This window comes from Desulfitobacterium sp. LBE (assembly GCF_007830365.1).
GTDB classification, from domain to species: Bacteria; Bacillota; Desulfitobacteriia; order Desulfitobacteriales; family Desulfitobacteriaceae; genus Desulfitobacterium; species Desulfitobacterium hafniense.
Map to the genome: position 1 here is coordinate 1,706,515 of NZ_VLKD01000001.1, position 12,149 is coordinate 1,718,663.

Below are 12,149 nucleotides of genomic sequence, written 5' to 3' on the forward strand. Positions count from 1 at the left end.
GATGACCCCTCCTTTTTGACCAGAATAGAGCGTATTAGTTTGTTCATTCCATAAAATAAGAGCATAATCACTGACATAGCAAAACCTCCGTTTCCTTTGATACCCCTATGGTAAAGGTTCAAAATAAACGGAGGTTAAATGGAGTTTAAACGCAATGTAAACCAGGCAGAAAAATTTCAAAGGTTGTCCCTTTGCCGATGGTACTCTCGACCCTTATGCTTCCTTCATGCAGGTCTACAATCTTTTTGACCAGGGAAAGCCCCAGTCCGTTGCCGCCTGCCGAACGGGCGCGGGCTTTGTCGGCCTTATAAAACCGCTCAAAGATATGAATCCGGTCCTCCGGCCCAATCCCGATGCCGGTATCCCCAATGGTCACCTGGGCTGTATCGCCTTCCTGTCTCAACCCTATGCTGATCTGTCCGCCTTCCGGCGTAAACTTAATAGCGTTATGCAGGAGGTTGGTCCATACCTGGGACAGCAGATCTTCATCGCCACAAAGGATGCATAGGGGTAGATCCGCCTCCAGGGTCAGGTTCTTTGCCGACCATTGGGGTTCCAACAGCAGGGCGACATTTTCCAATTGTTTATCCAGTCGGAAATCCTGCCTGTTCAAAGGCAGTTTGCTGTTATCCAGGGTGGTCAGCTTCAGCAGGTTTTCACTCAGGCTGGATAGCCGCTTGCTCTCCGCTTCAATAATCTCCGCATAGCGCCGGCGCTGTTCGGTGGGTAAATCCTCTTTTTTCAGCAGCCCCGCAAACCCGCTGATGGAGGTGAGGGGCGATTGGATCTCATGGGAGACGTTGGAGATAAAGTCCTGTCGCATGGTTTCCAGATTGCCAAGTCCCCGGGCCATGTCATTGATGGCTTCGGCCAGGTCATGATGCATATCGGTTGCTTTGGCGTCCAGAAATACATCAAAATTCCCTCGGGCGATCTGGGCCAGAGCATCGGTCAGGATATCATGGATGTTTTCATGGGGTCTTTGTCCCCTCCGCATGCGCCATGAGGCTGTCAGCCCTATCACCATGGCAATAAGGGCCAACGCCGTGAGACCGGAAAACACTTGCCGCAGCAGCTCCGACGGCGGCCCTGTGACACGGTAAATCAGGGCCGTGATCCCATATCCTCCCGCCAAGGCGCTGCCATAGACCAGGATCAGCATCAAAATTCCCCGGATCACAGAAAGAGGTCCCGGTCTGGGACGTTCATTCCTCATACCTGCACCTCCAGCCGATAGCCCAACCCCCGCACGGTGGTAATCTTAAAGCCGGATTTCTCGGCGGGAAACCGTTCGCGCAAGCGGCCAATGTGTACATCCAGCGTTCGCTCATTACCGTCAAAATCATAGCCCCACACGCCCTCAAGGAGCTGGTCCCGGGTAAAGGTCCGTCCGGGAAAGCCTCCCAGTTTGAACAGCAGCTCAAATTCCTTCATAGGAATATCCTCACCCACCCCGTTGAGGATGACGGAATAGCTGTTTTTGTCAAGGGTGACATAACCGATTTGAATGGTTTGGGAGGCTTCAATTCTGTATCGCCGCATAAGCGCTTTGACCCGCAGGAGCAGTTCGTCCCCATCAAAGGGTTTCGTCAGATAATCGTCCGTCCCGGCTTCAAACCCTTTCACTTTGTCGGGCTTTTCATGTTTCGCCGTCAGCATCAGGACGGGCAGATCCTTGTAATACTGCCGCAGTTGGCGGCAAAGCTCATAACCGTCCATATTCGGCATCATCAGATCAATCACCGCCAGGCTGGGGTTCGCCTCGCTTATTTTTTCCAGCGCCTCGCAGCCGTCCCTGGCTTCACACGTTGCAAACCCGTCGTTTTTCAAAAGGGTGCAGACCAGTTCCCGGATCGTCGGGTCGTCGTCCACAATCATAATTTTGCTCATCATCATTCACCTCGCCACTGCGTCACTTTGTATGCAGGGTACTACATCAATGTAAACGGAAGTTAAACGAATTTCATCTTAAGATAAAACAAAAAGCACAGTCAGTTTGACGATGCTTAGAATCCTTGCCCTTAATTTTGCCCTCCGCTTGCTTAGAGGTTATATAATTTTTTGCTCCAACCTTGTTACACGTTCTTTAACGCGTTCAAGATCGACGTAAAGACCCTTCTCAATGTGTTTATTTATGTCCGACACATCTTTCTGGATGGATTTTACAGACTTCTCGATTTTGTCAAGACGCTTAAGCTCTACATGCATTAGCTTAAGTTCGCTTAATATAGATTCTAATACAGCATTGTCCATCGTCTATCCCTCCTGAGCTTATGTTAGCACAGCAGTGGGCAAAATTAAAGGTAGGCTTTTTAAATCATTTACGCCGTTGTCAAAGAGTGTTCTGCGGCAAGCTCAGTATAATCAGCAGGGCTGTTTAGCTCTGGCGTATTCTTTGGCTTCCTTGCCGGTGATGTGTTCGACGTCAATAGCCATAATGTAAGCTTGGGTACATTTGCTTATCTCCTGCTGTTTGGCTTCTTCAGACTGATCCCCTGAATACTTTTCCACCAAAGCCTGAAAAGCTTCCAGCCGTTCATCGCCTTCCACAATTCTTGCTTTGCCAAAAGCGATCACGCTGCGGAAATAGGACGTATATTCTGCACTTACTATGGTATCTTCATCGATTACTGCAAAGGATACCTTGGGATTCTTTATCATGGCCTCGAATTTATGTCCGGCTTTTGCTATATGAAAGTAGATCTTATCATTGAAATAGACATAGTTGAGGGGAACGGCGTAAGGGTAGTCATCATCACCCAGGCAAGCCAGAACACCATTTGTGCATCTGTTCATGACGGCCACGGTATCTTCCCTTGATAATAATTGTTTACCTCTTCTCATCTCTCTGAACATTGATATTTCCTTCCTTCTATTCCTAAATTCTTGACCGGTACCGGTATGCACAAGTCCGCGAGCTGTGAGCCGCCTGCCTTGTATATAGCCATGGACCATCTGCCCACCAGCTCGCTTTGCTGATTTACCATCTAGTATTCCATAATACCCCATTGCTTGTAAAGGATTTAGAGCCAAAAGCCAGAAAAGCCCATTCACCCGAAATGAATAAGCTTTTATAGCACCTTTGTTAATCAATTCCACTAAAGTTTTTCTATTTTGATCTCAACATCTCGGGGTAATGCCAACCCGCAGGCGACCTCAATCCCTTTTATGACAGCGGATGGTACGGGACAGGCAGGATGCTTGCAGTATTTCTTGCCCAGTTCATAGACCTGAGATTCCCCCAGCTTGGCAAAACACTCTTTAAATCCATCCACTTCTTTCAGTTCCTGTTCCAAAGGCTTAAGATTGGGGCAGGCTGTCTGAAATTCAATCAGGGCCTTTTGCTTATCTTCGGAATTCACCTTGATGAGGGATTTCAGACCACAGACACCCGGGTTCACTTTTACTTCCACCATGTACTTCTATCTCCTTTCTCTATTTCCCCATTTCTTCATTTTAAGTAATCTTCAAAAATAGTAATTTCCGCCTTTTCAGATAACATTTTATGATGTTTTTGGGCTCTAATCTCATCCACTATAAAAACATATCCGCCAGCGCTGCCTTCAGTCCCTTAAAACAGGCCGACTCTACATAATCATGAGCCCCTTTATGAAAGGCCGCGCTGTCGGTTATCTCATTTTGGTCAAGGCTATAAATGGTTACCAGGTTGTTTTTCGGATCGACCATCCAGTATTCCTTAATTCCGCATTGTTTGTAAAGCTCCAGCTTTTTCAGGATATCCTTACTTCTGGTGGAAGGTGAAAGGACTTCAACCACCAGAGTTGGCACCCCTCGGTACTTGCCTTTTGGATCCATATTATCCCTGTCGCAGATCACGATAATATCCGGCTGGACAACACAAATATTGTCTTCGGCCTTGAACAGGGTAATGTCAAAAGGTGACGTGAGAGGAATACATTTCTTATTCTTGAACCAGTTATAGAATGTGCCATGAATTTCATTAACAGCATATTGGTGCTCATAAGAAGGAGACGCCAGATTATAGATGACGCCGTCGATCAGCTCAAAACGCTGCTCGGAAGCCTCCACCAGCTCCAGAAACTCTTCGTAAGTCACCCTTCCTTCACGGGTTTGATATTCAGCGGCCCCTTCCGCCACCAGACTTTTCTGGGGGTCGTCACAAGGCAGGATTCTGGCGATATCCTTACCGTTTTTGGTCACAATGATCTCTTCATTGACCTCCACAAATTTTAAATACTTGCCAAAATTATTCTGGACCTCCGTCGAAGGAACTCTCATCATCAGCCCTCCACATTAGCTATTTAACTACAATTATTCATAAATCTAGCTAATATGTCAAGTTCATCTTTTAGTAATTAGCTAATCAAAATTCGTCAGCTGGATTTTACTTATCTCCTGCTTCTTATTTTTCCACCTCCGCCCCTGGCAATTTTACATTGGGAATGAGAATGCACTTCCCGCAAAAAGACAAAGGCAAAAAGGGCGGAACATACCAGCTCCAAAGCATAGAGCAATCCGGTATGTTCCGGGGTGGTGTACTTTTGGGCGAGGGACTGCATCACTGCAGCGGCTTCTTCTCACCCTCGCCCAAGGCCTTAACCATGCTCACTACCATCAGGATCATAATGATCATGAAAGGAAAACTAAAGATAAAGGCGACTGTCTGAACTGCGGAAAGCCCGCCGGCAACGAGAAGCATGGCAGCTATGGCTCCCTCCACAACACCCCAAACAATTTTCAGCCTGGCATCCGGATTAAGATCGCCGCCGGAAGTAAACATGCCGACAACGAAGGTCGCGGACTCAGCCGAAGTGATGAAAAATATCGCCAATAAGATCATCGTCAGCAAAGCCACAGGACCGCTTAAAGGGAAATGACTGAGCATGGCAAAAATACCGCTGGAGACATCTTCGGCAACGGCGGCGCTAATTCCTCCACTGCCAAACAACTCGATGTGAAGCGCGCTGCCGCCGACGATGCTGAACCATATGGCACTTAACAAGGGGGGCGCAACAAGGATACCCAGTACAAATTCACGAATGGTTCTCCCTCTGGAAATCCGGGCAATAAAGCTTCCCACAAAGGGAGCCCAGGTGATCCACCAGGCCCAGTAAAAAACCGACCAGGAACCAACCCAATCATAACCTGTACGTTCGGCCACAGCTCCCTGAGTATCCAGAAAAAAGCTCAGGGACACAAAGTTTTGCAGATAATTACCCATGGATTCAAAGAAAGTATTCAGGATATATTTTGTCGGTCCGGCGATCAGGAGGAAGAGCATCAGCGGGAAGGCAAGAACCATATTGGTATTGCTGACGAATTTAATGCCTTTATCAATTCCGCTGGCAGCCGCAATGGTAAACAAAGCGGTGATGATCGCGATTATTACCAGGGCCATAGAGGTGGTGTTCGGCAGACCATAGACGTAATTCATTCCGGTGGTAAGCTGTTGGGTGCCCAGTCCGAGGGATGTCGCGACTCCGAATAGCGTTACGACAACGGCAATGACATCAATGATTTTGCCAACCGGACCTCTGATGCCCTTCTCTCCGATTAACGGGTAAAATGTGGAACTGATTAGGCCGGGCAGGCCTTTGCGGAATTGAAAATAAGCCAGAGACATTGCCACCACTCCATACAAAGCCCAGGGATGCAGCCCCCAGTGGAAAAACACCGTACGCATGGCAATGCTGGCTGCTTCCGGCGTCCTGTTGGCTGCGAAAGGAGAGGTGTCAAAATGCATAATCGGCTCGGCAGCGCCCCAGAACACCAGACCGACGCCCATGCCTGTAGCAAACAGCATGGCAAACCAGCTACCCCGGCTGTACTCCGGCTCTTCATCGTCCTTACCAAGCTTGATATGGCCGTATTTGCTTACGGCCAGACCAATACCAAAGGCAACAAACCCAGCCGCCGCTAACATATAAGCCCAACCCATATTCTTAGTGAAAAAAGAAAAAATGGCATTGAGGATTTGGGAAACACCCGATGGAGTCACCAGTGTAGCGATGATAAAGGCTGACGAAACGAGCAGTGAACTCCAGATTATCGGTTTATCTACTTTACTCACACTTTTCATAGAACCCTCCATAGAATACTCCACTCTACAACAGAGCCCGGATTCATCCGGGCAATAGCATCAACCTGTCATTCAAGTTCTTGACAACAGCGTGTTTATGTTTTTGATCAAAAGCTTCATTGAATTATTCGCTCGTACATATCCGGATCATATACAGCTTTTCTGTTAGGACATTGTTTAGGACATAACATACAATTCTCATAGTTCTCGTTGGGAAACCAAATCCCGGAAATAGATTTCAAGGGCAGCAGCAAGGAGCTGCTTGTCAGCTCAACCCCTATCAGTTCTTTGACATCCCCGATTATGGCCAGCAGTTTCCTTTGTTCCAAAATACTCCAATCCACAACCGAACCCGGATTCATCTGGGCAAGGGAGTCTGTTTTATAATTCTCCTGCAGATGAACCTCCAGAGCGGCTTTGGCTGAACGCATGGCTTTTTCACTTAAGGCGTTGGCCCAGAAATTTAACACCATGTCATCAATGGAATTCGCCCATGCCGCAAGCTCTTCGCCACAGGTCACAACGGCCGGGAAAAAGTCACTCACCTCACGCAAATTAACCCTGAGCACCCGGCTGTTTAGCTCAACTCCCTCAATCACCACAGAGCTGTCCCCACTCGCTTCCAGAACAGCTTTTTTATACACTGCTTTAGGGCGGGCGATGGCCGTGGCCTGTTCAACCAAGGCTTCAAACTTATTGACATAGGATGGTCTGACATGCAGTTCTTTCAGCAGATCGGGCAGACTGACATTGAAAGAAACAGAGTCCAGAACAACCGGTTCCATCTTCAGCACCTCCTTAACCTAACCGGCAAGCTAATCGGCATCCAACCAATGGGGACGGCCTATAATCGCTGCCTGAACTTTCGTATAAAGGTACAAACCTTTGGCATAACTTGTACCGGCCAGATGCTCGTCGGCAAAATTCACCATCACTTCGTAATCAACGACACCCGCCTTCTCTGCCGAACGCGCCGCCGCTTCTTCAAATTGCCGGCGGGCATAGTCTTTAGCCTCCGTCAAATCGGCAAAGGTTCTGCGCTCCCAAGGACTATGCAGGATAAAGTCACCTTGGGCGGTGTGCCGAATCAGGGCCTCCAGGGTCTCTATGTGCCGGCCTGAAGCAGCCCCTACGGCATTGGCCACTTCAGAATGCCCGGGAATAATCAGGCGGCACTGTAACTTCTCAGCAACCTTAGGCAAATAATCCTTGACCGGCGCCCCGATGGCAATCACCGGGAAGTTCACCTGCACCGACAGATTTAAAGGTCTTTCCGGGCAAGGCGCAAACAGCTCATCCAAAAAAATTTCCGCTTGAAGGCTCCCCTTGCTGTGACCGGACCCTTTTGTATAATTTAACATACTCTCCAACAAAGCCAGGCTCAGCTTTTCTGTCACCTGATGCAGCGCCAGGTCGATGAACTCCTCAGCAGACACACCCAGTCTGTGGGCCATCATCTTTATCCCCAGTTGGGCAGCGCTGACATTCCCCGGAGTATAGGACCCCCGGACATGCAGAAGATCCGTGGGGGTAACCGATGCTTTAACCAGCAGCCCAAATTCCACGAGACGTTGCAGATTTAAAAAGTGCGGCTCTATACCCAACTGTTTGGCCAGAGTTAAATGAGTATGGGGTCCGGATTTCAGGTTTTGCAGGGCTGCCGATTCCACCTCATTCAAGGTCAGGGGAGTTTTGTCTTTGAGAAAAATATAACTGTCCGCGGGCTGGGCAAAAGGCACCGTCCACACCGCCTCCAGCTGCTCCTGCAGCTCTTCAACAAGGTAAGGGTACTGCCCCGCAGCCATGGCCAAGGGCCAGACCCGCTGGGGGCCAACCAATACCTGACCTTTGTTATCGATCTTAATATAGCTGTCGCCACCCAGTCCGTAAGTAAAGATAGCAGCGGCCCGGACCCGGGTCAGCCATCCCCCCACAGTCGCCCCGGCCGGGTTCACCTTGGGAACACCATCTTTTAACACGGCGATATCTGTGGTTGTTCCTCCCATGTCCAGAATGATTGCCCGCTCAGCCCCTGTTAAAGCCGTCGCTCCGACAATGCTGGAAGCGGGACCGGAAAGAAGGGTCTCAATGGGTTTCGCCATAGCCCCTTCCTCTGTCAATAGGGTGCCATCCCCTTTAACGATCATCAACCTGGCCTGAATCTTAAATTCCCTTAATACTGTTTTTACCGACACCATCAATGCTTGAATGACGGGAATCAGTTTGGCATTTAAGACCGCCGTAACGGTACGCTCCTGGAAACCTAAAGAGGATGTAAGCTCGTGGGCACACACCACCGGGACACCTAATACTTCATCCACAAGCTCCCGTACCCGCAGTTCGTGTTCAGGGTTTCGAACGCTTAAATACCCTGAAATGGCTATGGCATCCACTTTTCCCTGCCATTGAACGAGGGTTGCGCGGATTTCCCCAGGATTCAGATCGGCTTGGGGATTGCCGGAGATATCGTGCCCTCCCTGCAGCACTGCATAATGCTGGGTAGGGAGGGTGCCGGCAGGCTCACTTCCGATCAATAATAGCCCTGCCTCGCACCCGCGCCCTTCCACCACAGCATTAGTCGCCAATGTCGTCGATAAAGAGACGAGCCTGATCTGCTGCCAATCATGGACCTGCTGCCCACCATGCTCCTGAAGATTAATCAGGCAATTGCGAATACCAATGACCAAATCCTGATGAGTGGTCAAGGCTTTGGCCTTGGCGATGACCTGCTGCCTGGAGTCTAAAAGCACACCATCGGTATATGTTCCGCCTGTATCGATCCCTAATAGCAACGGAATCCGCCCCCCTAACCAACCTCTGCTCTGCAAATCAGTCTTCGTATAAGCCCTTGCGGTGAGCCGTCAGGTAATTCATACAATAGGAGTCCTGACCCAATAACGCCAGGGATGCATACACAACCCCCATCATCCCTTTATCGGTAGGATTGAGAATATAACCATCCATCCCCATGGTCATGGTCTGGACCACGAACAGCCTGTTTAATACTTTGCGGTTGGGCAGCCCATAGGAAACATTGCTGAGGCCGCAGGTAAAATGCACCTTAGGGTATAACTGCTTAATCAGTTTGATGGACTCCAATACTTCAACACCCGCTTTTTCCACCGCACTGATCGGCTTAACCAGGGGATCAAAGTAAATATTTTCGTCTGCCACACCGGCTGCCGTGAGCTTCTGATAGAGGCTTTGGGCAACACGCACCCGATCCTCACCGGTTTCCGGCATGCCCGTATCATCCATACATAAGGCCACAAGTTTCGCCTTGTACTTAACCGCTAAGGGCAGGACCGCCTCAAAACGCTCCTTCTCGTCGGAAATGGAGTTGATCATGGGCTGACCGTATTTAGCAAGCCTTAAACCCGCTTCAATAGCTTTGGGATCGGGGCTGTCAATACTGAGGGGAGCCTCCACCGCTTCCTGGACCGTATTAACCAGCCATTCCATGACCTCGGCCTCGTTATTCACCATCGTTCCGCAGTTGACATCAATATAATTGGCTCCGGCTTCCAACTGCTCCCTGGCCACTTGTTTGATATACTCAGCATCTTTCTTTTCTACTGCTTCTTTAATCGCTTTTCTGCTGGTATTGATCAGTTCTCCGATAATTAGCATCTCATAACCCACTTTCTCTTCGTTTTATTTTCCCGGACAGTAAGTTCAAAAGGGTTCAGGTAGTGGTATGACTACCTGAACCGTATCCCGCTGGTACTCTGCAACACTTAAAACCAGCCTTGACCGTAAGTTAAACCGCCAGTTTCTCACACAGCTCCTTGGCGGCCATGGCATCCGCCGCATAACCGTCCGCACCGATTTGGCTGGCAAATTCCTGGGATAAAGGTGCTCCGCCCACAATAACCTTTAAGCTCTGGCGCAAACCGGCTTCTGTCAGGGCATCAATGGTATCCTTCATCGCCGTCATGGTCGTTGTCAACAAGGCGGACATACCGATGACCTGAGGATTATATTGCTTGGCCGCTGCCACGAATTTTTCCACCGAGACATCCACACCCAAATCCACAACCTTAAAGCCGCCGCTTTCCAGAATCATGATCACCAGGTTTTTGCCGATATCGTGGAGATCCCCGGCCACCGTGCCAATGAGGATCGTTCCCTTGGAAGGAATATCAGCATCCTGAATCAAAGGCTTAACCACCTCCATGCCCACGGCCATGGCTCTGGCCGCCATCATAACCTCCGGCACAAACATTTCCCCGGCTTTAAACTTAGGGGCTACGATATCCATACCGGCGATCAGCCCCTGATTGATGATGGTTAAAGGCTCCACCCCACTATCGATAAGCTCCTTGGTGATTTGACCGGCATTGCCAAAATCCCCCCGGAAAACAGTATCCGCTAACTTCGTTAAATCGCTCATGAGTTACTCCTCCTTGTCAAAATAATATATCTTTTCAAATACACTCAGCTTACCATTACACCCAGCTTACTGTTTGTCGGATTCTTCTCCCCAGGATTTCCCCGCAGTTTTGAAAAACCCGATCAAGATGATGGCCATAATGATCATCGTCGGCAAAGAACCAGCCGTTGCCGCCGTTTGCAGAGGTGTCAGTCCTCCCAGGAACATTAAGGTCAGAGAAAGACCGCCAATGATGATGGCCCAGGATAAGCGGTTCCATTTCGCCGGATCTTGCCCTTTTTCTAATTTGTTCGATGAAACCATGGCCAGGGTGTAAGCAATGCTATTGATGGAAGTAGCCGTGGAAATAAACACAAGTATCAAAATAGCTACCAGGAAAACACTGCTGAAGGGCAAGGTACTCCAGATTTCTACAGCAGCTCTGAACCCGCCTGATTCCTCAACAATTCTGCCAATGTCAACTTTGTTATTCACGAAAGCATCGATGCTGTAGTTACCCAGGACAGCGAAATACAAGAAAGCGCAGAGGACACCTGAGAATGTTGCGCCTAAAGTAAATTCTCTTACCGTTCTTCCTTTGGAAATCCTGGCCAGGTAAATTCCTGTGCTGAGGGCAAAAGCTAAAAACCAGGCAAAGAAGAAAATCGGCCAGTTTTGAGGAAATCCCGTTCCCAAATGGGCGTCAGTATAAAAGCTCATCCGCAAAAAATCGTTCAAGTAAACGCCAAGGGCGTCGAAGGTATTGTTAAGCATAAAGGCCGTTGGGCCTAAAATGGCGACCAAAGCCAGGATAGCATATCCTAAATAAATCCGGAAATTACTTAAACGGGCTATTCCTTTTTCCAGACCACCATAAACGGATATGGCAATAATAACTGTCCAGATCAGGATGATCACAGCATCCACTGCGAGAGTACGGGGTTGCCCGGATAATTTAGTGAAAATTTCACTGATGATCGGGGTACCTAAACCAATGGAGGTAGCAACACCGGCGATGATCCCGATCATGTAGAAGATATCGATAACTTTTCCTAACGGACCGTGGACGCGCTCCCCTAAAAGACCCTCGCAGGCAGTGCTTGGTCTGAAGACATCCTTTTTGAGAACGTAGAAAAAGTAGCCAAAAACCACACCAACAGCCACATACAAACCGTAAGCGCTTATTCCCCAATCGAAGAAGCTGAAAGCCAAAGAATACTTCCAGGCTTCCGGGGAGAGGGGCTCCGCCCCAAAAGGCGGAGCCGTGAGGAAGAAATAAAATTCCATGCTGCTCCAATATAAAATCGTTCCCGTGGTTCCGGCACTGAATAACATGCCTAACCAGGTCAGGGTACCAAATTCCGGTTTTTCATCTCCCAATCGTTTATTGGCGAATTTGCCAAAGATAAAATAGAGAATGATCCCCAAGTTGGCAAAGACGAACAGCTCGTAAGCCCATCCCAAATCCCCGGTAACGAAAGCAAACACCTTGTTGATTGTAGCGCTTCCGGCTTCAGGGTATTTAATAATATAGGCACATATTAATGAAACTAACACTAACGGGGGAAAGAATATTTTTTTATCTATTTTGACGGAACCTTGTCCCTCGTTCATAACTTCCCTCCTCGTAAATGAGAAACTGAAATTCACTGCTTTTCTTTCAGTTTCAAGTATAATCAGCCTGCTTTGTCATGCACTTAACCTCATTGCCCATCC

General features: G+C 48.7%; 13 protein-coding genes. All 13 read right to left on the bottom strand.

What is annotated here, in order from left to right; all coding sequences use genetic code 11:
* Positions 1 to 145 precede the first annotated feature (145 nt).
* On the bottom strand, positions 146 to 1,216 hold the full coding sequence (locus DESLBE_RS08150; protein ID WP_018305100.1) for a HAMP domain-containing sensor histidine kinase: 1,071 nt from the start codon (positions 1,214 to 1,216) through the stop codon (positions 146 to 148).
* Positions 1,213 to 1,890, bottom strand: coding sequence for a response regulator transcription factor (locus DESLBE_RS08155; protein ID WP_018305099.1), 678 nt, complete (start codon positions 1,888 to 1,890; stop codon positions 1,213 to 1,215). Before DESLBE_RS08155 ends, DESLBE_RS08150 begins: the two co-directional genes overlap by 4 nt.
* A 159-nt stretch (positions 1,891 to 2,049) precedes the next feature.
* Positions 2,050 to 2,253: a hypothetical protein gene (locus tag DESLBE_RS08160; RefSeq protein ID WP_018305098.1), complete on the bottom strand. Its 204-nt coding sequence runs from the start codon at positions 2,251 to 2,253 to the stop codon at positions 2,050 to 2,052.
* Positions 2,254 to 2,364: 111 nt separating this feature from the next.
* Positions 2,365 to 2,856 (bottom strand): pyridoxamine 5'-phosphate oxidase family protein, encoded by a 492-nt coding sequence (locus DESLBE_RS08165; protein WP_018305097.1) that lies wholly within the window; start codon positions 2,854 to 2,856, stop codon positions 2,365 to 2,367.
* A 242-nt stretch (positions 2,857 to 3,098) separates the two neighbouring features.
* Positions 3,099 to 3,416, bottom strand: a complete 318-nt coding sequence (locus tag DESLBE_RS08170) for a hypothetical protein (RefSeq protein ID WP_005809368.1) — start codon at positions 3,414 to 3,416, stop codon at positions 3,099 to 3,101.
* Between the two features lie 118 nt (positions 3,417 to 3,534).
* Positions 3,535 to 4,260 (bottom strand): type II toxin-antitoxin system Phd/YefM family antitoxin, encoded by a 726-nt coding sequence (locus DESLBE_RS08175; RefSeq protein ID WP_144678630.1) that lies wholly within the window; start codon positions 4,258 to 4,260, stop codon positions 3,535 to 3,537.
* A 110-nt stretch (positions 4,261 to 4,370) separates the two neighbouring features.
* Positions 4,371 to 4,544 (bottom strand): hypothetical protein, encoded by a 174-nt coding sequence (locus DESLBE_RS26950; protein ID WP_243131265.1) that lies wholly within the window; start codon positions 4,542 to 4,544, stop codon positions 4,371 to 4,373.
* Positions 4,541 to 6,061, bottom strand: a complete 1,521-nt coding sequence (locus DESLBE_RS08185) for a BCCT family transporter (protein ID WP_172625405.1) — start codon at positions 6,059 to 6,061, stop codon at positions 4,541 to 4,543. Before DESLBE_RS08185 ends, DESLBE_RS26950 begins: the two co-directional genes overlap by 4 nt.
* A 116-nt stretch (positions 6,062 to 6,177) precedes the next feature.
* Entirely contained in the window at positions 6,178 to 6,846 is a 669-nt protein-coding gene (locus DESLBE_RS08190) for a vitamin B12 dependent methionine synthase (RefSeq protein ID WP_026198667.1), read from the bottom strand.
* Between the two features lie 30 nt (positions 6,847 to 6,876).
* Entirely contained in the window at positions 6,877 to 8,853 is a 1,977-nt protein-coding gene (locus tag DESLBE_RS08195) for a hydantoinase/oxoprolinase family protein (protein WP_243131266.1), read from the bottom strand.
* Positions 8,854 to 8,890: 37 nt separating this feature from the next.
* Positions 8,891 to 9,691, bottom strand: a complete 801-nt coding sequence (locus tag DESLBE_RS08200; RefSeq protein WP_144676263.1) for a methyltetrahydrofolate cobalamin methyltransferase — start codon at positions 9,689 to 9,691, stop codon at positions 8,891 to 8,893.
* Positions 9,692 to 9,821: 130 nt separating this feature from the next.
* A complete protein-coding gene (locus tag DESLBE_RS08205) occupies positions 9,822 to 10,454 on the bottom strand; it encodes a corrinoid protein (RefSeq protein ID WP_144676265.1) in 633 nt (210 codons plus the stop codon).
* A gap of 66 nt (positions 10,455 to 10,520) precedes the next feature.
* Complete coding sequence (gene caiT, locus DESLBE_RS08210; protein ID WP_005809382.1) at positions 10,521 to 12,047, bottom strand: L-carnitine/gamma-butyrobetaine antiporter; 1,527 nt, start codon at positions 12,045 to 12,047, stop codon at positions 10,521 to 10,523.
* Positions 12,048 to 12,149 lie beyond the last annotated feature (102 nt).

What these genes read in the sequence shown, in the direction of transcription:
- DESLBE_RS08150 (WP_018305100.1), bottom strand. Translation starts at nt 1,216, where the DNA reads ATGAGGAATGAACGTCCCAGACCGGGACCTCTTTCTGTGATCCGGGGA.
- DESLBE_RS08155 (WP_018305099.1), bottom strand. Translation starts at nt 1,890, where the DNA reads ATGAGCAAAATTATGATTGTGGACGACGACCCGACGATCCGGGAACTG.
- DESLBE_RS08160 (WP_018305098.1), bottom strand. Translation starts at nt 2,253, where the DNA reads ATGGACAATGCTGTATTAGAATCTATATTAAGCGAACTTAAGCTAATG.
- DESLBE_RS08165 (WP_018305097.1), bottom strand. Translation starts at nt 2,856, where the DNA reads ATGTTCAGAGAGATGAGAAGAGGTAAACAATTATTATCAAGGGAAGAT.
- DESLBE_RS08170 (WP_005809368.1), bottom strand. Translation starts at nt 3,416, where the DNA reads ATGGTGGAAGTAAAAGTGAACCCGGGTGTCTGTGGTCTGAAATCCCTC.
- DESLBE_RS08175 (WP_144678630.1), bottom strand. Translation starts at nt 4,260, where the DNA reads ATGAGAGTTCCTTCGACGGAGGTCCAGAATAATTTTGGCAAGTATTTA.
- DESLBE_RS08185 (WP_172625405.1), bottom strand. Translation starts at nt 6,061, where the DNA reads ATGAAAAGTGTGAGTAAAGTAGATAAACCGATAATCTGGAGTTCACTG.
- DESLBE_RS08190 (WP_026198667.1), bottom strand. Translation starts at nt 6,846, where the DNA reads ATGGAACCGGTTGTTCTGGACTCTGTTTCTTTCAATGTCAGTCTGCCC.
- DESLBE_RS08200 (WP_144676263.1), bottom strand. Translation starts at nt 9,691, where the DNA reads ATGCTAATTATCGGAGAACTGATCAATACCAGCAGAAAAGCGATTAAA.
- DESLBE_RS08205 (WP_144676265.1), bottom strand. Translation starts at nt 10,454, where the DNA reads ATGAGCGATTTAACGAAGTTAGCGGATACTGTTTTCCGGGGGGATTTT.
- caiT (WP_005809382.1), bottom strand. Translation starts at nt 12,047, where the DNA reads ATGAACGAGGGACAAGGTTCCGTCAAAATAGATAAAAAAATATTCTTT.